This window comes from Mesorhizobium sp. L103C131B0 (genome assembly GCF_000502275.1).
GTDB lineage: Bacteria > Pseudomonadota > Alphaproteobacteria > Rhizobiales > Rhizobiaceae > Mesorhizobium.
Genome location: NZ_AYXC01000006.1, coordinates 153,612 through 177,079, shown reverse-complemented (window position 1 = coordinate 177,079; position 23,468 = coordinate 153,612). Strand labels below are relative to the sequence as shown.

The following is a 23,468-nucleotide window of genomic DNA, read 5'->3' as shown; positions in this document are numbered from 1 at the left end:
GCTAGCCGCGCAGCGCGTTCCAGATGATGCGCGGCAGCTTCAGGAAGCTCGGCCGGTAGTTGAACTCGGTGATCAGGCGGCCGACCATGTGTGCCCTTTTGTGGGTCAGGAACCAGGCCGGCTTCGGCATGATGCGGAACGGCGCTTCGAGCACGCTGCGCTCCGGTCTGTCGAACAAATAGGTGTTGTGGACGACGCCGATGCCGCTCTGCACATCGTCGAGCGTGTGGCCAGGGAAAGCACCCCAGGTCGGGCGCAGCAGCGCGAACAGAACGCCGCTCCAGGAATTGATGCCGATGCCGCCATAGCGCAGTTCGGCAATGATTTCCTCGAAGCGCTGCCGGCCGATCTCGGCGATCGTCCTGGGATGGATGAGGATGTTGGCGGCAAGCGTGCCGTGCAGCTTTTCATTGGCGTAGGCGACAGCGGCGCGCAGATAGGATTCCGCATTGCCCGCCGGCAGCCGCATGACGCTGAGCGCCGGCGCGAACACCTCGGCATTTTCGAGATAGGCGTCCGTGCCCGGCCGGAACGGCACCACAACGCAGGCGGGCCCGCCAGGCCGCTCGAATTTTTGTGCCGTGTCGGCGTGCGCCTCGAAGGCGGCGAGGCGCTCGGTCGCGCCGGGATAATAGGCCGGGCGCGACGGGGCTTTCTGCATCACCTTTTCGAGTGCTGCCAAAAGCGCATCGGATTTGCCCCAGCCTTCGGGCAACACGAGCATTTGGCAGGCGATGCAGTTGAAACCGGAATTGTTGAGCTTTTGGGTAGCGATCAGTTCGGCGTGGTAGGTGATATCGGCATCCGACCACGGACCGGGCACCACGATGGTGGGTGCCACGCCGCCAAGCTCCGAGGTGATACGCCGGCTGTTGCGCGGCGTGCCCGCCGCCTTGTTCTTGCGGCCCTCCTCGCCAGGCCCCCAGACGATCGCGTCATGCGAGGCGGCGGCACCGGTGATGTGGATGTCGTCGACGAGATCGTGGTTGCACAGATACGCGCCGACATCGGCGCCACCGCGCACGATGCGCAGCGCTCCGAATTCGATCAGCGGCCGCAGCGCCGGCCGCAGGAAATCGATCAGATAGTCGTTGACCGGGTTCATCTTGAGCAGAACCACCTGGTGCTCGACCAAAAGCTTGTGCAGGCAGTCGAGCGGCGCGATCGAGGCGACATTGCCGGCGCCGAGCACGAGGCCGATCTTGCCCTTGCGGCTGGTGCGCGGCGCGTCATAGGCCGATGCGGTGTTTGCGGCGAGGTTCGCCTTGGTCACGCCGGGCTGCATCCAGATCTCGGCCTTCAGCCCGGTGAACAACACCTTGTCCCAGAGCGAATTCGGAACCACCGTTACCGCCACCTGTCCGCTAGGCAAGGTGCGGACCGGCAGTCTGTCGAGAAACTTCTTGCCCTCCATCAGGCTGAGCGTGTGGATGAACTGGTTGCAGCCATCCATCAGCGCCGCCGGGCCAGCCAGCCATTCTTCGCCTTCCAGCGGCGAGCCGGTCGGGATGCCCTTCTTGCGCGTCGCGGTTTTGACCCACGCCTCGGCGACCTCGCGGATGTGATCCTTGACCTGCCGCAGCAAGGCGATCCGCTCGCCATTCGAGGTCTGCGCCCAGTCGTCCTTCCTGGCGTCGAGATCGGTGAGGGCGAGGTCGAGTTCGGCTGCCCATTCAGGCTGCACGGGCTGAGTTTTGACTGCCTTGGCGACCATCCTATCCTCCTCCACTTCGGTCTCTTTGTTTGACGCAACTCCGGACGGAACCGCTTCACACTTTTCCTGGAATTGCTCTACGAAAACGGCAGTGCGGCCCATTGCTCGACGAATTTCCCGCCGGAATAGACCTGGATCGAACCGAACTGCTGTAGCACGAATTCGCTCTGGGTCGGACGCAGGAAGGCGTAGTCGTCAGGCCCGACATTGACGTTGTCGGGCAGCGCCATGAATTGCTGATTGGTCGAAAAGCCGAACGTCTTGTCGGTCTTCATCCCCACGGGATGGACGGGCTTCGCCATCCATTTTCCGCCATAGAGAAAACAGCCGCGCCGCGGCAACAGCCCGAGCTTCTGCAGCAGCCAGGAGCGCTGGTCGAGGCCCGGCACCTGGACATCGACCACCTTCAGGATCGGCGTCGCGATGAATGCGGCAGGCCGCAATTGGCTGAGGCTCGGCACATCGAAATCGGTCGGCAGCATAAAAGCCGATCCGATGGACAATTCATTGGCGCCGACCCAGCTGTCATAGAGCAATGCGGTGCTGCTGCCGCCAAGATTGAGGATCTTGCGCTGGTCGGCGGCAAGGCAAGCGACATACTGGCGAAACAGGCTGATCGCCTTGACGCGCGCCTTGGCCGGTCCTCCCAGCAGTTTGGGGATATGGCCGATATGCGCCTCGTAGGCCATGACGCCTTCGCATTTCAGCCGCGGGTAATTCGCCAACGCGGAAACTGCCCGGGCCAGTGAGTCGGGATCGCTGATACCGCCGCGATGAAGGCCGACATCGACCTCGAAGCAGACGCGCAGCTCGCGGTCGAGCTCGGCGGCAAGCGAGCCATAGGCGGCCAGCCGCTCCTCGGTATCGATCAGCCAGACGATGCGCGACGTAGCTTCGCCGAGCCCGGCGAGAACGCCCTTCGTCAGCGCGTGCCTGGCGCCGGCAACCGGCATCGGCTTGCCCAACAGGAGATCGACTTGGGGAAACACTTTCAGCATCTCGGCGCTGATCGGCAGATGAAAGGTCATCAGCCTGTCGGTCGCAAACGCAGCGCGGATATGGTCGATCAGCGGCAGGCATGGCAGCGACTTGTCGACGAGGCGCAGATCGAGGCCCGTGGCGAACTTCGCCTTGATCGCAGCGATGTTGTGATCGAGCCGGTCGAGATCGAGCACCAGGCAAGGCTGAAAGATCCCGGCTGCCCTGAGCGCGCCCGACATTTCCGCGAAATAGGTGTCGGTCAAGCTCATGCCGCGACGCCGAGCAGCCTGGCAATATAGGGCGACACGAAGCGGTTGTCCGGGTCCATCTCGCGGCGGACCGCCATCGCATCGTTCCAGCGCGGATAGAGCGCGCTCAATTCCCTTGATGTCAGGCTGTGCATCTTGCCCCAATGCGGGCGGCCGCCGCGCTTCCTGAAGATCGGCTCGGCGGCGTTGAAGAACGCCATCGGATCGCGCTCGACGCCGTGATGGATGGCGATGGAACAGGTTGGGCGCTTGTAGAAGGGGCTGAGCCAGACATTGTCGGGCGCGACGACGCGCACCTCCATCGGAAAATAGACCTCTGGAAACCGCGTCTCGAGCAGCGCAATGATTTCGCTGAGTGCGGGCGCCCCTTCCTCGAACGGCAGGTGGTATTCCATCTCGTTGAACTTGACGTTGCGCTCGGAGGTGAAGACCTTCAGCCACTCCTCGACATAATCCTCGGCCGGCACCTTGGCGAAGGCCGAGCCGATGAGACGGCGGCGCAGCCAAGGGAGCCAGCTGAGATAGTCGCGCAGTTTTCTCAGCGTCGTCACCGCATCGTCGTCTTCCGTCGGCGGACGCACCGTCGCCGGCGCCTCGGTGATGTCGCTGGCAATCAGCAGCGCCTGGCCGGAAAACGGCACATAGTAGAACTCGGCCGAACGATGCGCCGTCATGGTGCTTTCGAATTGCGCAAGCACATCGGCAATCGGCGCCGTCCAGCGGCGGTGCCGCATCCGGTAACTCGCCACGTTGCGGATCGTCACTTCGGTGACGGCGCCGAAAGCGCCGAGCGAAGCGCCCATGGCTTCGATCATGTCGGGGCTCTTGGCACGGTCGAACTCTTTCACGGCGCCACGCCCGTCGACGATCTGCATCGCCTCGAGCTGGGTATGGTAAGCGCCGAGCGTGATGCCCGAGCCGTGGGTGGCGGTGCCCAGCGCCCCGCCGAACGCCTGCTTGTCGATGTCGCCCATGTTCGGCAGCGCTTGGCCGACGCCGTGCAACAGCTTTGCCAGCGCGCCGATCTTGGTGCCGGCGCCGACCCGTGCTGTCAGCCTTTCGGGATCGTGCGACCTCAGGCCCTCGAAGCGATCAAGCGACAGGATCGTCCCGTCATTCTTAACCAGAGGCGTGAAGGAATGGCCCGTGCCAGCGAATCGAACTGGTCCCGGCGCGTTGCGAATGGCACCACTCAGCTCATCGAGACTCTGCGGTTCGGCAAAAGCCTGCGGCGTGGCCGTGACATAGCCCGACCAATTGCTCCACTGGCTGATAGCCTCTCCCAAAATTGCCTCCCTGGGACGCCGGCTTTGCCGGTCTTTCTCCTAGCGCTGAATAATATGATACATACTCAGCTTTTCGGATATGATACATTGTCAGCTTTCTGTCAACCTGGCAATCGGAGGTGTCTTGTGTGGTCCCGTGTTCAAGTGCATGGCTTTCGCCATGATTGTTCGCATTCCGATAGTGAGATTATCTCTAGGCAATTAAAAGGACAAAACAAGGACACAAATATAATTAAAACAATCTGCTTAAATCTCACCACAAGAGCTTTGCGCTCATCCCGTTTTATTCTGATTTTTGTTTCATGTTCGTCATACTTTATATATCCATAAAACATGCAGCATGCTAACAAAACCAAAAAAATACCTCTCCTACCATGGCTTTCTCGGAAGTCACTGCTGCCAAACGCAACCACCCATCCGCCAATTCCGTAAATAACCAATGTTGAAGTGAATAAAACCAAAAGCATCGAGAAAACGTATAGTTTCTTTAACGCATTCCGACGACCGTCGTGCCCATCCATCACTACAGTTCCTTTGCTTGCACGAACGTAAATCAATACTGCATTATTCATGATTCATACTTGATTTCCGAGTACCCCTCTAGCTCACCTCGGGGCAACGGAACTTCACTACACAATAGCACGCCGCCAGGTCGTGGGGCGAACGGCTAGGTTCCTCGTCCGTCAGCGAGCCGCGCGCCGTACTAAGGGCCGTGCAAATCCATGAGGGCAACCGGCTGTATCACGAGCCTCACCGCGACCGGGCGATCGTGATCGAGCGTGGTATCTGATTGTCATCGGACGACATTCCGCGCCGGCCGCATTATCTACAGCGACGCACGCTGAGCCGGCGTCGGCATTGAACGCAGTTCGTTGCCCCTTCAAGCCAGCCCAAACGTTTCCACGGCCCGCATGATGCCGCGCAATTCGGCCAAACCCTTCAGGCGGCCGATCAGCGAGTAGCCGGGATTGATCCTTGTCTTGCCGATATCGTCGGCGAGCAGGTGGCCATGGTCCGGCCGCATCGGGATTTGCCAGTCGGCTCGGCCCTCCTTGCGGCGGCGCGCCTCCTCCTGCATCAGCGCCAGGATGACATGCGCCATGTCGGTGCCGCCTTCGAGATGCTCGGCCTCGTAGAACGAGCCGTCATCCTCGATGGTGATGTTGCGCAGATGGGCGAAGTGGATGCGGTCGCCGAATTCCTTGACCATGGCGACGATGTCGTTGTCGGCGCGCGTGCCGTAGGACCCGGTGCAGAACGTCAGCCCATTGGCCTGGCTGTCGACGGCATTGAGAATGAAACGCGCATCCTCGGCGGTCGAAACGACGCGCGGCAGGCCGTAGAGCGAAAACGGCGGATCGTCGGGGTGGATACACATGCGCACCCCCTCCTCTTCCGCCACCGGAATGATCTCGCGCAGGAACCACGCGAGGTTGCCGCGCAACTCCTTCGGCCCGATTCCGTCATAGTCCGCAAGCGCCTCGCGAAAACTGTCGCGGTCATACTTGCGCTCTGTAGCCGGCAGGCCGGCGATCAGATTGCGCTCGATCTGGTCCATCTTCTCTGGCGACAATTCCTTCAGCCGCGCTTCCGCTTGCGCAATACGCGCCGGCGTATAGCTGTCAGCACCGTTCTTGCGCTTCAGCACGAACAGATCGTAGGCGGCGAAATGAACGGCATCAAAACGCAGGGCGTAGCCTGTCGTCGGCAGACGGTAGGCTAGATCGGTGCGGGTCCAGTCCACCACCGGCATGAAATTGTAGCAGATCGTGGCGATGCCGGCCCTGGCCAGCGCGCGGATCGAATCGCGGTAATAGCCGGCATAGCGCTCGCGTTCCTGCGCGCCGATCTTGAAGGAATTATGGACCGGAATGCTCTCGACGACCGACCAGGTCAGTCCTGCTTCCTGGATAATGCGCTTGCGCTCCAGCACTTCGGCCTCAGGCCACGCCCGGCCGTCATAGATATGGTGGAGCGCCGAGACCACGCCGGTGGCGCCCGCCTGCTTGACATGATCGAGCGTCACCGGATCATCGGGCCCATACCAGCGCCAGCATTGTTCCATTTCGGCTTTCCTTCTGCGACAGGTTGGCAACTTATTGTTGGACCCCGATGGGAGTCGATAGAAAATGGAGGAGTTTTTAGAAATGACGGATTTCGACGGCAAGGTCGCCCTGGTGACCGGGACGACCGGAATCGGCCTGGCAACCGCCACACGCCTTGCGGCCGGTGGCGCCGCAATCATCGCCTGCGGCATCGACCGCGCCGCCAACGCGGCGATGAAAGCGCAACTAGAAAGTGCTGGTGCCGCGGTGCTGGTCATCGACACCGATGTGTCCGTCTCCGATCAGGTGCGCGACGCGGTCGCGGCTGGCGTCGCGAAGTTCGGCGGCCTGGATGTCATCGTCAATTCAGCCGCCGTCCATCCCTATGGCACGGCGACGACCACCGACTGGGAAACCTGGAACCGAACGATGACGGTCAATGTCGGCTCGATCTACCTGACCGCGCATTTCGGCATTCCGGAAATGATCAAGCGCGGAGGCGGCGCCATCGTCAACGTCGCCTCGGTGCAGGGCTTTGCCTGCCAGCAGAACGTCGCCGCCTATGCCACGACCAAGGGCGCCATCCACACGCTGACGCGCTCGCTGGCGCTCGACTACGCGGCATCAGGCATCCGCGTCAATTCGGTCAGCCCGGGCTCGATCCGCACGCCGATCCTGGAGAAGGCTGCGCGCGGTGACGGCGGCAGCGATGCCGATGTCGAAGAGGCCTACAAGCGCTTCGGCGCGGCGCATCCGCTCGGCCGTATCGGCGAACCGGAGGAAGTGGCGGAACTCATCGCCTTCCTGTGCTCGTCGAAGGCCGGTTTCTGCACCGGCGCGGACTACAGGATCGATGGCGGCCTGACGGCAGGTATTGGCGTGAAGTAGCGCTATCATGGCGTTCTGCGCGCTTGCAGGCAATCGGTGTCCGACCGCGCTACAGCTTCCACATCCGCTTGGCATTGCCCGACAGCAGTTTCGTTCTCTCCTCAGGACTTGCTCCAGCGATCAACGCATGCGTCGCCGCCACCCAGGTCGCAAGGCCACCGCCAAGCGTGCACACCGGCCAGTCGCTGCCCCACACGACGCGGTCCCAGCCGAAGCAGCCGATCGTGTGCTCGACATAGGGGCGCAAGGTCTCGACTGTCCATGAGCCGGCATCGGCATAGGCGACGACGCCGGAGATCTTGCCGATGACATTGGGACGCCGCGCGATCTCGGTCATATGCTCGCGCCACGGATGTTCCGCACTGGCCTTGATGTCGGGCACGCCGCAATGGTCGAGCACGAACTGCACATCCGGCGCCAGATCGGCGAGCGCAACCGCCCTTGGAATCTGATGCGGCAGGACGACGAAGTCGAAGGTCAGGCCTGTGCCGGCAAGCCGCTTGATGTTTTCGCGAAACAGCGCGCTGTCCGAAAGCTCGTCCGGCATGACATGCAGCACGCGGCGGAACCCCTTGACGAAGGGATCGGCTTGCTGGCGCTCGAGACAGGCGGCGAAGCCGGCCTCCTCCGGACGGCAGGAGGCGATCGCCCCGCGCAACAGCGTGCCCTTTTCCAGCGACTGCGCCTTCACATGGCTGGTCTCGGCCTGGATGTCGGCTTCATCGACGTCGACCTCCATATGCAGCGCGGCCTCGATGCCGGCGCGGCGGGCCTGGATCGCATATTCTGCGTGCGGGAAATCGCGGTTGAGCGCCGGCTCGCGGCTGAGCCAGGGATAGCGCAGCGCCGACAGGTCGATCAGGTGCAGATGAGTGTCGATGATCATGGCTGTCCTCCTCGGTGATTTCAGATCATCGCCAAATGCCTAAACCCAGCGCATGGACATACTCTGGCTCAGCCCCGCTTCGGGATCTCTTTGTCCTCGAGCAGCAGCGTCAGCCCCATGGCGACGAAATAGAGCGCCGCCACCCAGATGAACATCACGTTGAAGCCACTGGAGTAATGGTCGAGCACCACTTCGCGGATCGCGCCCGGCAGGCTCGATGCGAGGTGCGGCGTCAACCCGTTCAGGCCACCCGGCAGCAGGGCGGCGGCGTCTGCAGGAAGCTCGGCTGTCTGCCGGTTCAGCGCCCAGATCATCACCGCGCCGTTCAGCGCCAGACCCAGCGATGCTCCGAGCGTCCGCGCCTGGGTGATCAGCGACGTCACCGCGCCGATATCCTGCAGGGGTGCTGCCGCCTGGATCGCCACGATCAGCACCTGGAACTGCAGGCCCATGCTGATGCCGAACACAGCCATCATCGTTGCCAGCACCCAGATCGGCGTGTGCTGGTTGGTGAGGACAAAGCCCAGCATCAGAAACCCGCCAATACCCATGGCGACCACCGGCATCCATTTGTAGCGTCCGGTTGCGGCAATTACCCGCCCGGCGACGATCGAGATGACCATCGATGTCAGCGACGCCGGCAGGAACAGGAAGCCGACTTCGGCCGGGCTGAGACCCGTCAGCGTCTGCATGTAGAGGGCGAAATAGAAGAACATGCCCAGCGTCACCGTTCCGGCGACCAGCGACACGCCCGAGACGATGCTGACCGTCGAATTGCCGAACAGCCGCAACGGCACGATCGGCTCTTCGGCCCGCCGCTCGACCATGACGAACAAGGTGATGGCGACTAGTGCCAGCAGCGGCAGCGCGAAGGTGATGAGGTCCGGTCCGCTGGGGTCGAGCACGTGGTAGCCCCAATAAACGATCGCCGTCGTGCCGGTGGCGAGCAGCACGCCGCCGAGATAGTCGATGCGGTGCCGCTTTTCGTTGAACCGGCTGCGCATGGCGAAGGCCAGCACCGCCAGCACGATGATCCCTATCGGCAAATTGACCAGGAACACCCAACGCCAGCCGAACACGCTGGTGATGTAGCCGCCGGCCAGCGGGCCGAGCACCGACGACAGCGCGAACACCGCCGAACTGTAGCCCTGATATTTGGCGCGGTCGCGCGGCGAAAACAGTTCGCCGATCATGGCGAAGGCCGAAACCATCAACCCACCCCCGCCGATACCCTGCAGCACGCGCGCGGCGATCAAGCTCTCCATCGACCATGCCATGCCGCAGACCAGCGAGCCCAGCAGGAACAGGCCGATCGCCGTCAGCACGACATTCTTGCGGCCATACATGTCGCCAAGCTTGCCGTAGAATGGCGAGACCGCGGCGGTCGAGAGCAGGTAGGCGGCACCGACCCAGCCGAACAAATGCAGATTGCCGAGTTCGCCGGCAATGGTGGGCAAGGCGGTGACGACGATCTGCATGTCGATGGTTGCCATGAACATGGCGATCAGCGCGCCGAAATAGACGATCAAGGTCGTAAGGTCGGGCCTGACTTGGGCCTCCACGGGCGCTGTGTCCGGCAGCGTCTGCTCGACAGTCATCGGTGTCTCCGTAGCTTGGGGCGCGATTTATGTCCCCACAACCAAGAGGTGTCAATCAGATATGTGCGCGTAGCATATAATTGACATCAGCATATATTCTTGCTAACGCGCTATGGGATGAGCAGCAACGCATCCGGCAGTCCGGACCGATTTCCAGCCCTGTTCCAGACGCGCGGCGACCGGGATCTCGCCGATCTGGCGCGCGGCAGCGGCCTGTCCGAACCGGCGGCCGAGGCCGTGGCCGCCATCGATGCGGTAATGAGCAAGGTGCGCCGCTCGATCAAGCGCCGCGACTTCGGCCGCATGATCCTGGCGCGCGTAGACCCTTCGCTGGAAGTGAGCCATCTCGATGCGATCAGCGCCATCGCGAACAATCCGTTTTTCAGCGCTACCCAGCAGGATGAGGTGACGGTTGGCGTCATCGCCGAGCGCCTCGAGATCGATCCGTCGCGCGCCAGCCGCATCGCGGCCGACCTCGTCGAACGCGGCTATGCCTGCCGTGTCGCATCGCAACGCGATGCCCGCCGCATCTGCCTCAAACTCACCGCCAAGGGTGAGCGCCTCGTGGCGGCGGTGCGCCAGACCAAATGGCGGATTTTCGCCGGATCGCTGGCACAGTGGGATGAGCAGGACCTAGTAAGGTTCGCCACCTTGCTGGAACGCTTCGCCGGTTGGGCCATGGACGAAGCCGGGATGAAAAGATCCGCCAAGGCCGTCAAGCAGTTGATGGACGAGATGCTGCCCGAAACGAAATAGGCGGCACGGCGTGGACGCTCACCCATGTGTGCGAGCCGTTCGATAGCCCTTGACGCTCAGGTCGCGTCGGATCGTTATCGGTCGAAGAAACCGGCGTCCTCTTCCGCCAGGTATTTCTTCGCTGCCTTGGCGTCGATGTCGAGGCCGAGTCCCGGGGCTTCGAGCAGATCCACCATGCTGTCCCTGACGATCTGCCCCTTGGGCAGGCCGATGACGATGTCCTCCCACCAGGGGTCGGAGGCGCTGGGATATTCGAAGGCGATGTAGTTGGCCGGCAGCGTGGCGCAGACATTGATCAGCGCACCGAGGCCCAGCAGACCGTTCGCCGTGCCGTGCGGCGCCATCATGATCGAGTGCATGTAGGCGTGCTCGGCCACCCATTTGAGCTCGGCGATGCCGCCGATGTCGGCGGGATCCGGACCGATGACGCGAACCGCCTGCGTCTCGATCAGTTCCTTGAAATTATGACGCAGATAGATCTGCTCTCCGGTGTGGATGGGCGTGGACGTCGATGTGGTGAGTTCGCGGTAGGCTTGCGGGTTGACCCACGGCACATAGTCGCCGGTCAACATGTCCTCCAGCCACATCAGATTGTATTTTTCGACGGCCCGCGCGAAGCGGATGGCGTCGGGCAGGAACCAGCCGGGGCCGCAATCCAGCGCCAGTGAGACCGTGTCGCCGAGCACCTCCTTCATGGCGATGACGCATTCGATCATATGCGCCATGCCGCGCTCGCTGATCTGCCCCTGGTCCATCGCGCCGTGATAGGTCGGCGGCTGACGCACGCCGTAGTGGAAGTCGGGGACGCTGGTCTTCATGTTGGAATGAAAGCTGATGCCTTGCTTGACCATGAAGAAGTTTTCCGGCCGCTCCATCATCCATTTGACGTCGGCCGCGTAATCCTCCGGCCTGTCGCCGGTGCGCTTCTTGCGGATGGAACCGTTATAGACCCGAACCTTGTCGCGCACCTTGCCGCCAAGCAGCTTGTAGACCGGGACGCCGGCGGCCTTGCCGGCGATGTCCCACAGAGCGTGCTCGATGGCGCTGACGGCGGCGCCATAGGGCTTGAACGAACCGCGCTGACGGATCTTCAGCATGCAACGTTCCACATCCGTCGGATCCTCGCCGATCAGCGCGTCGCGGAAATGCAGCACCCAGGGTTTCAGATAAGGCTTGGTGTACTCGACCTCGCCGAGGCCATGGAGGCCTTCGTCGGTGACGATGCGCACGATGGGGTGCCTGCCGATGACGGCGCACCTGAGATCGGTGATCTTCATGATGTCCTCTATTTCACCGACGAGAAGGCGGTTGGCGCGAGAAACTGGCTGGAAATATTGGCCAGGATCGGGCCATCGCGCTCAGACTCGTCGCGGGCCTCGAGCCATGCCCGATCGGTGGTGAAGGCCTTCCATTTCACTTCGCGCTCGGCAAGGGATTCCCAGGCGATGAAATAGGTCAGTCGATTGCTGCTTTCGCCGACCACCGTGGTGAAGAACCCGGCTTGGCGGATGCCGTGCTTGTCCCACAGCGCCAAGGTATGGTCGTTGAAACGCTTGAGCAGCGCCGGCAGCTGGCCCGGCACGCAGTCGTAAATGCGAAGTTCGTAGATCATGGTCCATCCTTCTGTTCACCTCTCCCTCCGAGGAGAGAAGTGTAGAGTCAGCTCCAGGTGCGGTCCCAGGAGTATTCGTCGTCCCAGTGATCGGTCGGTTGCCAGATGCCGGTGACGCCGGGCTGCAGGTGCTGGCTGATCATTTCGTCGACGATGTCGTCGATGCCCAGACCAGGCTTGTCGGGCACGGTGATGAAGCCGTCCTTGACCAGCGGCTTGGGCAGGCCGGTGACGATATCGTCCCACCAGTCGACTTCGACGCTGTGATATTCGAGCGCCATGAAGTTTTCCGTGGCTACAGCGACATGCGCGGCGGCCATTGCCGCGATCGGACTTTCCGCCATGTGAATGGCCATGGCGACGCCATGCTCCTGCGCTGCGTCGCCGATCTTCTTGGTCTCGAGAATGCCGCCGCTGGTCAGCAGATCCGGATGGATGACCGAGATGCCGGCGTTGAGCAGCGGCTGGAATGCTTCCTTGAGGTAGATGTCTTCACCGGTGCAGATCGGCACGGAGGTCGCCTGCTGCAACTGCCGATACTGCTCGGTGTACTGCCAGGGGATCACGTCCTCGAGCCAGGCCGGTGCATACTTCTCGATCCGCCGGGCCAGACGGATGCCGTCCTGCAGCGAGATGTGGCCGACATGGTCGATGGCGAGCGGGACCTCGTAGCCGATCACCTCGCGGACCTCGTGAATATATTGATCGAGCAGGTCGAGGCCCTTTTCGGTGAAATGGAGGCTGGTGAAGGGATGCGGCACGTTCTGCGCATCATAGGCGGCGTTGCGCCCCCGGCGCTCGTCCAGCGTGCGTGCCGGACCGCGCGCGGCATGGCTGCGGAAACCGTCGAGCACGCCGGCCGGCGCCACCACTGCGCCCGATATGTGCGCGATCTGCGCCAGACCGAGATCCATCTTGAGGAAGGTGAAGCCAAGATCCATCCGCGCCTTGAGCCGCTTGCCGGTCTCGGTGCCGCTGGGCTTGTCCGCGTCGGTGTCGCAATAGACCCGCACCTTGTCGCGGAACCGTCCGCCAAGCATCTGGTAGACCGGCACGCCGTAGGCCTTGCCAGCGAGATCCCACAGCGCGATCTCGACTGCCGAGACACCACCACCTTGCCGTCCATGGCCGCCAAATTGCTTGATGCGGCGGAACAGCCGGTCGACGTCGCAAGGGTTCTCGCCCAGCAACCGGCTCTTGAGCATCAGCGCATAGGTCGCGCTGGCGCCGTCGCGCACTTCGCCCAGGCCGACAATGCCCTGGTTGGTGTAGATCTTGACCAGCGCCGAGGTGAACGGTGCGCCGACGATTTCGGCGACGCGCAGGTCGGTGATGCGCAGGTCGCTCGGCCTGGAGTTCGTATTTACCCGATTGAGCGCCTCGCCGGCGCTACCCGTCTTTGCCATGGCTTATCCTCGTTCTGACTGGTGGCGCCCCGCACGCCCGGCCGGCATGAGCGTTGCTAGCCAAGCTCTATCTCGTGGGCCTGCAGGTAGTCGCGGTTCATCTCGACGCCCAGACCCGGCTTCGACGTCAGCTTGAGGCTGCCGTTCGAAACGTCGAGCGGTCTGTCGATGAGGTGATTGTATTTATCAAGGTTCCACTCGGACGTTTCGAGCTTGTAGAAGTTGGGAACCGTCATCATCACCTGCGCTCCCGCAACCACGTTGATCGGTCCGGCGGCGTCATGGGGCGAGACCGGGATGTAATAGGCTTCGCACAGGGCGGAAATCTTCTTCAGTTCGGTAATGCCGCCGGTCCAGGTGACGTCCGGCATGATGTAGTCGGCAAGCCTGTTCTCGAGCACCGGCACGAAATCCCACTTGGTGTGGCCGCGCTCGCCCCACGAGATAGGGGCGCTGACCTTCTCGCGCACTTGCTTCAGGGCATTGAGGCTCTCGGGCGGGCAAGGCTCCTCGAACCAGTCGATCTGGCCGGCTTCCTCGAGGCTTCGGCAGAGGCGAATGGCGGTGGGGACGTCGAAGCGGCCATGCGCGTCGATGAGAATGTCGACATCGGGCCCCGCCGTTTCACGGATCAAAGCCGTTAGTTCGGCAGCCTCGCGCTCGTCCTTGCGGGTCATGCCGCCATCGAGGTAGCCGTCCCGCTGTTCGCGCGCCAAGCCATCGGCGATGCGGCCCTGGTGGGGGAAAGGATCGAACTTCAGCCCGGTGTGTCCGGATTCGACGATGTCTCGAATTTCGCGGACCACAGCCTCCTTGCTGTTAAACTTGGCCTGGTTGGGATGGGTATAGAGCGCGATTTCATCGCGCACCGGTCCGCCCAGCAGCTCGTAGATCGGCTTGCCTAGAACTTTGCCGCGAATGTCCCAGAGCGCTATGTCGATAGCGCTCACGCATTCGACTGCGGCGCCGCGGCTGCCCATATAGGTGAAGCTGCGGAAAATCTTGTGCCAGAGATGCTCGATGCGCGCCGGATCCTCACCTTTGACGGCAACACCGATCTGCCGCAGGATCGTGCACAGCGCGCGGTTGGCGAGCCTTGTGGTGGTGGTGATTTCCCCCCAGCCACTCACCCCTTCGTCGGTCGTCACCTCGACGAACAGGAACTCCCCCCAATAGGAAGCATCGGACTTGATCAGCCACGGCCGAACGCTCGTGATTTTCATCTCTCAACTACCTCTGTCTGATGGCCGGACCAATGATTTTCTGGGCTGGAAGTTCTATCCGGCCCGAGCGGCGTTGCGCGCACGCATCTGTTCGAGAACGTGCCGGCCGGAACCCTCGACATGGCGGGCAATGAGTTCGGCCGCCTCGTCGGCATTTCCGGCTTTGATATGCGCGATGAGCTCGCGGTGTTCACGCATGATGGCGGCCCGCCGCGCGAGCGTGAAATTGAAACGCCGGCTCACGGCTCGCAGCACTTCGCGATGCTTCCACCAAAGCTCGGCGGCATGGCGGTTGTAGTGGCGCTGGTACATTACGGTGTGGAAGGCGGTATCCAGTTCACTGTGCCGCAATGTGTCGGTGAAGTTGTTCTCTTCGATCAGAGCCTGGATGCGTTCGAGTTCGGCGATGTCCTGGCCGGTCGCCATGTTCACGAACCATCGCGTCAGGGCCGGCTCGATCAGGACTCCGATCTCGTAGATATCCCGGACAAAATCCTGGTCTATGGGCCGGACGCGCGCGCCACGGTTGGCGACAAAGGTGACGAAGCCCTCCCCTCGCAACAGCTGCAGCGCCTCGCGTACGGGGTTGGTCGAGGTGCCGTGACGCCGGGCGAGATCGGTAACCACAAGTCGTTCGTTGGCGGCGAGCCGTCCCTCGATGATGTCTTCCCGGATCAGTTCATAAAGCGAGGCGCCCTCGCTGGACGCCCCGATGGGATCAATCCCCACGGGTGGCTCTGCTTTGAAATCGCTTGTTTCGGCCAAAGCCGGCTCCCCCGATTAGTACATCACATGCTCGATATCATACACGGGTTTTGCAAACAATGTACGATCGGGTGCGTTGACAGGCAATCCACGATCTGAAAACGTACCAGATGATCGAAGGGATACATTGAGCAGAAGGACGCATCCCGCACGGTCGAACGAGCCCCTTGGCGCACAGCGGCATGGGAGAATCTGGGAGGATACTATGACGAGGATTACACTCGGCGGTGCCGTCCTGCGCGGCACTGTCGCCACTGCTTTGATGGCGTCGCTCATGTCGGGATCGGCGCTGGGTTCGCCGCCAGTCGATTTGAGCAAGTGGTCGCCGGAATATGTGCGCTCCATCGCCGGCACACAGGATTTCGACACGGCCGCCGATTGCGGCAAGGTCACTCCGCTCGACTACAAGGGGCGACTGACGTTCTGGTATCAGGGCGTGTTCGAGGGCGACCCCGACCTGCTGCGTCAGTACTACAAGGATTTCTTCGAGACCTTCCGCAAGACCTATCCGAACATCCAGCTCGAGGATCAGGCCCTCACCTACAACGACCTTCTCGACAAGTTCCGCACGGCGCTGCTGGGCAATGCCGCGCCGATGGCGGTCCGCCTGCAAATCCTGGGTGGAACCGAGTTCGCCTCGAAGGGTTATCTGCAGCCGCTCAAGCCGGAAGATGTGGGCTATCCCACGGAGGATTTCTGGCCCGGCGCCATGAAGGCGGTAACCTGGGATGGCGTGACCTACGGCATTCCCACCAACAATGAGACGATGGCGTTCATCTGGAACGCCGACATCTTCAAGCGTGCGGGCCTCGATCCGGACAAGGCTCCGGCGACCTGGGACGACGTCGTCAAATATTCCAAGCAGATCCATGACAAGCTCGGCATTGCCGGCTACGGCCTCGTGGCGCGAAAGAACGCCGGCAACACGCCGTACCGCTTCATGCCGCAACTATGGGCCTATGGCGGCGGTGTCTTCGACGAAGCCTCCGCGAACCCGACCTATAAGGAGGTCGAACTCAATAGCCCGCAAAGCAAGGCGGCGTTGCAAGCCTCCTACGACATGTATGTTCGCGACAAGTCGGTTCCGGTTTCGGCGCTCACCAACCAGCAGGCCGATAACCAGCCCCTGTTCGTCGCCGGCCAACTCGGCATGATGGTCTCGCACCCGTCCGACTATAACGTCATGCTCGACCTGCAGAAGAAGGCAACGGGCGCCGACAAGGAGAAGGCGCAGACCGTCATCGACAACATGCGCTACGGCCTGATCCCGACCGGCCCCGACGGCAAGCGCGCTGTCGTGTTTGGCGGCTCGAACATTCACATCCTGAAGCCCGAATATGTCGAGGGCGGCAAGGTGGACGAGCCGGCCGCAAAGGCCATCATCTGCATGTGGACGAGCCCTGAATGGTCGCTGAAGATGGCGTATGCCGGCTCGAACCCGGGCAACCTCAACGGCTTCAAGACCAAATGGATGAAGGAACGTCTGGACAACATCAAGTTCCTCGATGTCACCACCTCGATGTTGCCATACGGCATTCCGTTCCCGGCGCTGCCGCAATCCCCCGAGATCATGAATATCATCGTCCCGGACATGCTGCAGAACGCCCTGACCGGAGCGATGACCGTCGACCAGGCAGCGGACGACGCGGCCGAGAAGGTGAAAAACCTGATGGACGGACTCTAGTCCGGGCCTGACCTGCGATCCGACCGGCTGCGCCGATAGTGCGTGCAGCCGGTTTGCTCCGAACAATAAGGGCACGCCATCGTGACGATCGTGACCGGCAAGGCCGAGGCTCGCCGAAGATTGCAACCCGGTAGCTCCGGCGTGCTGCGGAATATCTGGGAGCATCGCGCCGACTACGCTTACGTGCTTCCAGCGATCGCCGTGATGCTCATCGTCATCGCCTATCCGATCTACTACACGGTCGAGCTGTCGTTCTTTAAAACGCCGCCTGGCCTGCAGCTCCGCGACAAGACCTTCATCGGATTGGACAACTACACGGCCATCCTCACCAGTCAGGTGTTCTGGAAAGTCACCTTGAACACCCTGATCTGGACGATCGCATCCACCTTCGTTGCCTTTGCCTTGGGATTTGCCGCTGCGCTGGCCCTCCACCGCGAGTTTATCGGCCGGGGTGTCCTGCGCGCTATCCTGATCATTCCCTGGGTCATCAGCGCGGTTGCCGCCTCCTATATCTGGAAGTGGATCTACCATTCGGACTTCGGCATCATCGGCGCGGTGCTGGTCGGCCTCGGATTGGCCGACCGGCCGCCGAACTTCATCGACAACGTCAGCACGGTGCTGCCCTCCTTGATCGTCGTCAATATCTGGCGCGAGTTTCCGTTTGCCATGATCATGATGATGGCCGGTTTGCAGACGGTCCCCGACCAGTTGCTGCGCGCCGCGGAAGTCGACGGGGCCAATGCATGGCAGCGTTTCTGGCACGTCACCTTCCCGCATCTGCGCAACGTCTCGACGGTGACGATCCTGCTGCTCGCAGTGGCCAATTTCAATTCCTTCATCATCCCGTGGATCATGACCGGTGGCGGGCCGTCGAACGCTTCGCACATCTGGATCACCCACATTTATGAGCTCGCCTTCGGCCGGCAGCGATGGGGCGTCGCATCGGCCTATTCGGTACTCCTGTTCCTCATGCTGATGGTGCTGGGCTACTTCTACGTTCGTGCGCTGGCCGGCAACGAGCGCAAAGAGGGGAGCGCATGAGCACGATCGTCGAGACAGCCCCTCGAGGTCCGGCCCGGCGCCGCATGCGCATCGACGGATGGCGTTGGGCCGGGCGCGTCTTCCTCGTGTTCATGCTGCTTTACACCGCGTTGCCGATGATCTGGATGCTGATCACATCGATCAAGTCCGGGTTCGCGGCGATGCAGTTCCCGCCGCAATGGTGGCCGGAAGAGCCTACCCTGGCCAGCTACCAAAAGCTGCTCGATCCGCAAAACAGCGTCGGCCAGGACTTCCTGCGTTTTTTCTGGAACAGCCTCTACGTGTCCACGGTCACCACAATCCTTTCGGTGATCGTGGCCGTTCCTGCGGCCTACGCGTTTTCGCGCTTTCGTTTCCCCGGACGAAACTTCCTGTTCTTCACCGTGCTTTTGCGCAACATGTTCCCGGCGGTGATCTTTCTCGTGCCCCTCTTCATCCTGATGCGCGCGATCGGGCTGGTGAACACGCATGGCTCGCTCATTCTCACCTATCTCACCTTCGGCCTGCCGCTGGCGATCTGGCTGCTCAAGGGCTTTTACGACAACATTCCGGTGCAGCTCGAGCAGGCGGCGCGGATCGATGGGGCGACCCGGTTCCAGGCCTTCATCCTGATCGTGATGCCTCTGTCGACGCCCGGTATCATCGCCACCGCGATCTATTCCTTCATTGGCGCCTGGAACGAGTACATCTATGCCTACACCTTCCTTTCCAAGAACGAGCAGTTGACCCTGCCGGTCGGCATACAGCGTTTCTTCTCGGAGAATACGACGGACTTTCCGGGCCTGATGGCGGCCAGCTTCATGATGAGCGTGCCCGTCGTGGTGCTGTTCCTCCTCCTGCAACGATACTTCGTACGCGCCCTTACAGAAGGCGCGGTCAAACACTAGAGCCGGATGATTTCAGGTCTGTTCGACCTGAAATCTGAAGGCGCCTCTAAATCAAAGAGATAGAGCATGATGTCGTCCGAAAACCGCTTCACACTTTTCGGCATCATGCCGTAGGGAGTTGCCGATGGCCCACGTGGTCCTGAGAGATCTCGTCAAGACCTATGGCGGCTTCAAAGCTGTCAACGACGTTTCGCTGACGGTCAATGACGGCGAGTTCGTTGCGCTCGTCGGCCCTTCGGGCTGCGGCAAGACAACCACGCTCAATCTTGTCGCGGGATTGATCCCGGTCACATCGGGCGACATCGTCATCGGCGACCGCGTGGTGAACGACCTCGACCCCAAGGACCGGGATATCGCGATGGTGTTCCAGAACTACGCGCTCTACCCGCAGAAATCGGTCTACAAGAACCTGGCGTTCCCGCTGCAGATGCGCAAGCTGCCCAGGGACGAGATCGACAGGAAGGTCAAGGAAGCGGCGCGCGTGCTCGACATGACGCACCTGCTCGAGCGCAAGCCGCGCGAACTTTCAGGCGGGCAGCAGCAACGTGTCGCCTTGGGGCGCGCCCTCGTCCGCGACCCTGCCGTTTTCCTCATGGACGAGCCGCTCTCCAACCTCGACGCCAAACTGCGGGTCCAGATGCGCTCGGAGATCAAGCGCTTCCACCAGGACCTCAAGGCGACCATCATCTATGTCACGCACGACCAGCTCGAAGCCGTGACCATGGCCGACAAGATGGCGGTGATGAACGGCGGCTACCTGTTGCAATACGATTCTCCGGCGCAGGTCTTTGCCCATCCGGTGAACATGTTCGTCGCCAGCTTCATCGGCAGCCCGGCGATGAGCCTTGTTCCACTGGAGGCATCGACAGCAAACGGCAACACTGCGTTGACCGGCGCGGAGGGCTGGAGCCTTGAGCTCTCGCCGCTCAACGCCCGGAAGGTTGCGAAGGCAACGTCGAGGAAAGTCGTGCTCGGCGCACGTCACTCGACCATCAGGCTCCACAAGAGCGCGGTGCCAGGCAGCGTCCCGGCCAGGGCCTATACAGTGGAGCCGACCGGAGATGTCACCTTCGTGCAGGCGTTGCTGTCAGGCGCCATCGTCAACATCAGCGTGTCCCCCAACATCGTCGTCGCACCTGACGAGCAGATCTGGCTCGAGTTCGACCAGGAGCGGCTGCATCTGTTCGATGGCGAAACTGAACTGGCCCTCAAGGCCGGCTGAGACAAGACGGGGTTCATTGGGAACGTTGGGGATGACTGAAAAGCTTAAGATCACCGCGATCAAACCCTATCCTGTATGGGTTGGAACGCGTAATCAGATGCTCGTCAAGATCGAGACCGACCAGGGCGTCTTCGGCTGGGGCGAGAGCGGCTTGAGCGGGCGCGAAAAGGCCGTTGCCGGCGCGGTCGAGCATTATCGCGAGTTTCTCATCGGCCGCGACCCGATGCAGATCGGGCGGATCTGGCAGGAGGCATATCGCAGCCAGTACTTCGAGGGCGGGCGCGTTCTGCAGGCGGCGATTTCCGCCATCGACATCGCCCTGCACGACATCAAGGGCAAGGCGCTGGGGGTGCCTGTCTACGAACTGCTGGGCGGCAAGCAGCGCGACTGCATCCCCACCTTCGCCTCGACCGGAGACGAGGCCGAGGGCGACGTCGCCATCGAACGAGCCCGGGAGCTGCGCGCACGGGGGTGGCAGGCGATCCGCTTCTTCCCCGCAGGGCAAAGCAGCAGGGACATCTTCGAACCCCGCGAGTCGATCGGCGCTACCGCGAGCATGCTGAACAAGGCGCGCGAGGCGCTTGGCGACGACGTCGTTCTCGGCATCGACTATCATCATCGGCTGTCGGTGGCAGAGGCGGCGAGCTTCTGCAACAAGCTCGGCCGCGGCGTGCTTGATTTTCTCGAGGAGCCGATCCGCGACGAGACACCTGAAGCCTACGAATCCCTGCGCAGGATGACCGACATTCCCTTTGCCATCGGCGAGGAATTTGCCAGCAAGTGGCAGTTCCTGCCCTACATCGAGCGCGGCATCCATCAGTTCAACCGTCTCGATGTCTGCAATGTCGGCGGGCTCACCGAGGCGATGAAAGTCGCCGGCTGGAGCGAGGCGCACTATGTCGACCTGATGCCGCACAATCCGCTTGGTCCGGTGTGCACGGCCGCGACCCTGCATCTCGCCGCCGCCGTACCCAACTTCGCGTGGCTCGAGACCAGGGAACCCGAGACGAAGCTGGGCTTCGACAATTCCGACTTCTTCCCCGTGCAGCCACGGCTCGACGGTGCCGACTATCCGGTCAGCGACCTGCCGGGGCTCGGCGTCGAGGTCAACGAAGCGGCGGTCCGGGCGGAGGCTTTTCGTTTCTGGGAAGCGCCTCACCTCAGGCGCCGCGACGGGTCTGTTACGAACTGGTAGTCCCAATTGAACCGGAGTCCACAATGACGCATACCCCTGACATCACGCGGCCGCCCAAAGACCTCATTGACGCCCTGAGGGAAATCGGCGCCGCGACGGTTGCCGGCACGCTTGGCCATATGGGTTTCCGCAATCCCCACATGGTCGGTCCGGTGGCGCAGAACCGTGGGAAGTCGATCGTCGGGCCGGCGCTGACGCTGCAGTTCCTGCCGCAGCGGCCGGACCTCTTCAGCGAGGGAGAATACGCCGACCCGGAAACGCAACTGCACCGGCACGTGCTCTATCACGCGCAGGAAGGCGATGTGGTCGTCGTCGACGCGCGCGGCGACATGAGCTCGGGCGTCTTCGGCGATATGATGTCGACATATTTCAAGGGCAGAGGCGGCGGGGGCATCGTCATCGACGGCTGCATGCGCGACCGGCCCAATGTCGAGAAGCTCGATCTGCCCCTATGGCTGCGCGGCTGGACGCCCAACTACCATGTGCAAACCAGCATCTATCCGAACGCCGTCAACGTTCCGATCGCCTGCGGCGGTGTCACGGTGATCCCCGGCGACATCATAGTGGCGGACGACGACGGGGCGGTTGTGCTTCCCGTCGCAATGGCCGCAAAGGTGATCGAGGAATCCCAGAAGCATCACGATTGGGAAGAGTTCTCGCGAGAGAAGCTGATGCAGGGCGCACCGCTGCAGCGCTACTATCCGCTGCATGACGATGCCCGCGGCGAATATGAGGAGTGGCGCAAGGCCAACCGCCCGGCGGATTGAGATGCAACCACGCGGCACCCAATCACAGCGCCTTGGTGCTACATAAACCAGTCGCCCAGCGCGTGGGCATGATAACGCGCAGGCTATCCCCCCGAATGCTGCCGGCGAAGTTCCTGTTCAAGCTGAGCGCTTTCGGCTGGCGAGGCGGCAGACCCGACACGAGAGTCGAAGGACAACACTCGCGTCGCGTCGGTGTCGACCTCACACCGGAAGCTCACATGGTACCATCCGATCGTTGCGCGAAAGGCCGCATCCGGATCTATAACAATATTGCCCGACTTCAGCGGTCTCATTGGTAGCCACTCGGGAGAAAACTCGGCGCCCTTCAGCTCCTCGGCCAACACGTTGGCGCAAAGTGTGGCAACGCGCTCACCGCGAGACATGCCGTCGGTCGCGGTGGTGCCGAATGCATTGCCGGTAGCGCCGTGCGAGAAGAGCTCGCGGACGCCCGGAAGGCCCGAGTAAGCCCCGGCTGAGGCCACCTCCGTGGAGCTAGGCTTCCTGGCGCCTCCGCCTCCAGGCTTCGAGACCTTTGCAGGGCTGCGCTTCGGCGCGTTTTCGGGCCTGGCCTTCGGCGCCTGGGCCGATGCAGGAAGCTCGATCTCACCATCATCGCCGGGGGTGGCCAACGGCGTCGCGGCTGCCTGCTTGTCAGCATCTTGCGGCTCTCGTTTGTCTGCTCCCTGCTTGCTCGCGTCCTCGGTTGCCTGCTTCTCCTGGGTCGGCTCGGAGGCTGCGGTTGCCGGCTTCTCCTCGGTCTTGGTCGTACCCGCCGGCTCCCCGGAGTCTGGCGACGCGGCGGGTTTGCTCTCGACGTCCTTCGGCTCACCTGGCGGCTTCGTATCCTTGTCCTTGACCGGTGTCGGCGAATTATCCTGCGCGCTGGCTCCATCCAGGGATTTCCTGGGGCCGGTATCCTTGTCGCCGAACTGGAATACAGGTTTCAGCACCTCGAGCGCCGGCGGCTTTTCCGCTACAGGCTTTTCTACTTTCGGTTCCGGTTGCTTTTGCGCTTCAGGCTTTGGAGGCGGCGGGGGCTCAGGCTTCGGCGGTTCGGGTGGCGGGACGAGTGCGACATTGACCGGTTCCTCCTCCTGCGGCTGCTGGGCAGGAACGGGCAGGCCATAGACCAGGAACGCGGTGATGAGCGCATGCAGGACCAGCGATGCGGGCAAGGCCCACAGCAAAGTCCGCCGCCGCTCGGATGTCTCGGTCTTCATCCCTCACGATGTGGAGCGAAACT

At 62.2% G+C, this 23,468-nt stretch carries 20 protein-coding genes; 8 read left to right on the top strand and 12 right to left on the bottom strand.

Annotated elements, in window-relative coordinates:
• Position 1: 1 nt before the first annotated feature.
• From X730_RS150500 to uxuA, 4 genes are all read right to left on the bottom strand, one after another.
• Positions 2–1,714 carry an aldehyde dehydrogenase family protein gene (locus tag X730_RS150500; protein ID WP_023826421.1) on the bottom strand — a complete coding sequence of 571 codons (1,713 nt, stop codon included), beginning with the start codon at positions 1,712–1,714 and terminating at the stop codon, positions 2–4.
• A gap of 77 nt (positions 1,715–1,791) precedes the next feature.
• The gene (locus tag X730_RS150505; RefSeq protein ID WP_023702123.1) at positions 1,792–2,964 is read right to left on the bottom strand and encodes an alanine racemase; all 1,173 of its coding nucleotides are present in this window, start codon (positions 2,962–2,964) and stop codon (positions 1,792–1,794) included.
• The gene (locus X730_RS150510) at positions 2,961–4,250 is read right to left on the bottom strand and encodes a D-arabinono-1,4-lactone oxidase (protein WP_023815861.1); all 1,290 of its coding nucleotides are present in this window, start codon (positions 4,248–4,250) and stop codon (positions 2,961–2,963) included. Before X730_RS150510 ends, X730_RS150505 begins: the two co-directional genes overlap by 4 nt.
• Before the next feature lie 880 nt (positions 4,251–5,130).
• Complete coding sequence (gene uxuA / locus X730_RS150515) at positions 5,131–6,315, bottom strand: mannonate dehydratase (protein WP_023826420.1); 1,185 nt, start codon at positions 6,313–6,315, stop codon at positions 5,131–5,133.
• A gap of 82 nt (positions 6,316–6,397) precedes the next feature.
• Between uxuA and X730_RS150520 the strand changes: the two genes are divergently transcribed.
• Positions 6,398–7,183 carry a glucose 1-dehydrogenase gene (locus X730_RS150520; RefSeq protein ID WP_023691366.1) on the top strand — a complete coding sequence of 262 codons (786 nt, stop codon included), beginning with the start codon at positions 6,398–6,400 and terminating at the stop codon, positions 7,181–7,183.
• A 49-nt stretch (positions 7,184–7,232) separates the two neighbouring features.
• Here X730_RS150520 and X730_RS150525 read toward each other — a convergent pair whose 3' ends face one another.
• Positions 7,233–8,069 (bottom strand): amidohydrolase, encoded by an 837-nt coding sequence (locus X730_RS150525; RefSeq protein WP_023826419.1) that lies wholly within the window; start codon positions 8,067–8,069, stop codon positions 7,233–7,235.
• 68 nt (positions 8,070–8,137) lie between these two features.
• Positions 8,138–9,667 (bottom strand): MDR family MFS transporter, encoded by a 1,530-nt coding sequence (locus X730_RS150530; RefSeq protein ID WP_023826418.1) that lies wholly within the window; start codon positions 9,665–9,667, stop codon positions 8,138–8,140.
• A gap of 117 nt (positions 9,668–9,784) precedes the next feature.
• Here X730_RS150530 and X730_RS01000000164470 point away from each other — a divergent pair, with 117 nt between their 5' ends.
• On the top strand, positions 9,785–10,423 hold the full coding sequence (locus X730_RS01000000164470; RefSeq protein WP_023826417.1) for a MarR family winged helix-turn-helix transcriptional regulator: 639 nt from the start codon (positions 9,785–9,787) through the stop codon (positions 10,421–10,423).
• Positions 10,424–10,497: 74 nt separating this feature from the next.
• Here the strand turns inward: X730_RS01000000164470 and X730_RS150535 are convergent, their stop codons facing one another.
• From X730_RS150535 to X730_RS150555, 5 genes are read right to left on the bottom strand one after another with little or no spacing between them, the layout of a single operon-like run.
• A complete protein-coding gene (locus X730_RS150535) occupies positions 10,498–11,700 on the bottom strand; it encodes a mandelate racemase/muconate lactonizing enzyme family protein (protein ID WP_023826416.1) in 1,203 nt (400 codons plus the stop codon).
• Positions 11,701–11,708: 8 nt separating this feature from the next.
• On the bottom strand, positions 11,709–12,035 hold the full coding sequence (locus X730_RS150540; protein ID WP_023702115.1) for an NIPSNAP family protein: 327 nt from the start codon (positions 12,033–12,035) through the stop codon (positions 11,709–11,711).
• A 47-nt stretch (positions 12,036–12,082) separates the two neighbouring features.
• The gene (locus X730_RS150545; protein ID WP_023826415.1) at positions 12,083–13,441 is read right to left on the bottom strand and encodes a mandelate racemase/muconate lactonizing enzyme family protein; all 1,359 of its coding nucleotides are present in this window, start codon (positions 13,439–13,441) and stop codon (positions 12,083–12,085) included.
• 56 nt (positions 13,442–13,497) lie between these two features.
• Positions 13,498–14,664 carry a mandelate racemase/muconate lactonizing enzyme family protein gene (locus tag X730_RS150550; protein WP_023826414.1) on the bottom strand — a complete coding sequence of 389 codons (1,167 nt, stop codon included), beginning with the start codon at positions 14,662–14,664 and terminating at the stop codon, positions 13,498–13,500.
• Between the two features lie 54 nt (positions 14,665–14,718).
• Complete coding sequence (locus X730_RS150555) at positions 14,719–15,429, bottom strand: GntR family transcriptional regulator (protein ID WP_031196980.1); 711 nt, start codon at positions 15,427–15,429, stop codon at positions 14,719–14,721.
• A gap of 205 nt (positions 15,430–15,634) precedes the next feature.
• On the opposite strand from X730_RS150555, the gene X730_RS150560 reads away from it, so the two are divergent.
• The 6 genes from X730_RS150560 to X730_RS150585 all read left to right on the top strand — a co-directional run bounded on the left by X730_RS150560 (position 15,635) and on the right by X730_RS150585 (position 22,225).
• The gene (locus tag X730_RS150560) at positions 15,635–17,113 is read left to right on the top strand and encodes a sugar ABC transporter substrate-binding protein (RefSeq protein ID WP_023712166.1); all 1,479 of its coding nucleotides are present in this window, start codon (positions 15,635–15,637) and stop codon (positions 17,111–17,113) included.
• Positions 17,114–17,194: 81 nt separating this feature from the next.
• On the top strand, positions 17,195–18,154 hold the full coding sequence (locus tag X730_RS150565) for a sugar ABC transporter permease (RefSeq protein WP_023681191.1): 960 nt from the start codon (positions 17,195–17,197) through the stop codon (positions 18,152–18,154).
• Positions 18,151–19,041 carry a carbohydrate ABC transporter permease gene (locus tag X730_RS150570; RefSeq protein ID WP_023691377.1) on the top strand — a complete coding sequence of 297 codons (891 nt, stop codon included), beginning with the start codon at positions 18,151–18,153 and terminating at the stop codon, positions 19,039–19,041. Before X730_RS150565 ends, X730_RS150570 begins: the two co-directional genes overlap by 4 nt.
• A 124-nt stretch (positions 19,042–19,165) precedes the next feature.
• Positions 19,166–20,263 (top strand): ABC transporter ATP-binding protein, encoded by a 1,098-nt coding sequence (locus X730_RS150575; protein WP_023733178.1) that lies wholly within the window; start codon positions 19,166–19,168, stop codon positions 20,261–20,263.
• A gap of 31 nt (positions 20,264–20,294) precedes the next feature.
• Positions 20,295–21,458 carry a mandelate racemase/muconate lactonizing enzyme family protein gene (locus X730_RS150580; protein WP_023826410.1) on the top strand — a complete coding sequence of 388 codons (1,164 nt, stop codon included), beginning with the start codon at positions 20,295–20,297 and terminating at the stop codon, positions 21,456–21,458.
• Between the two features lie 23 nt (positions 21,459–21,481).
• On the top strand, positions 21,482–22,225 hold the full coding sequence (locus X730_RS150585) for a ribonuclease activity regulator RraA (RefSeq protein WP_023826409.1): 744 nt from the start codon (positions 21,482–21,484) through the stop codon (positions 22,223–22,225).
• Between the two features lie 83 nt (positions 22,226–22,308).
• On the opposite strand, the gene X730_RS150590 is transcribed toward X730_RS150585, so the two are convergent.
• Positions 22,309–23,445 carry a DUF930 domain-containing protein gene (locus X730_RS150590; RefSeq protein ID WP_023826408.1) on the bottom strand — a complete coding sequence of 379 codons (1,137 nt, stop codon included), beginning with the start codon at positions 23,443–23,445 and terminating at the stop codon, positions 22,309–22,311.
• Between the last annotated feature and the right edge of the window lie 23 nt (positions 23,446–23,468).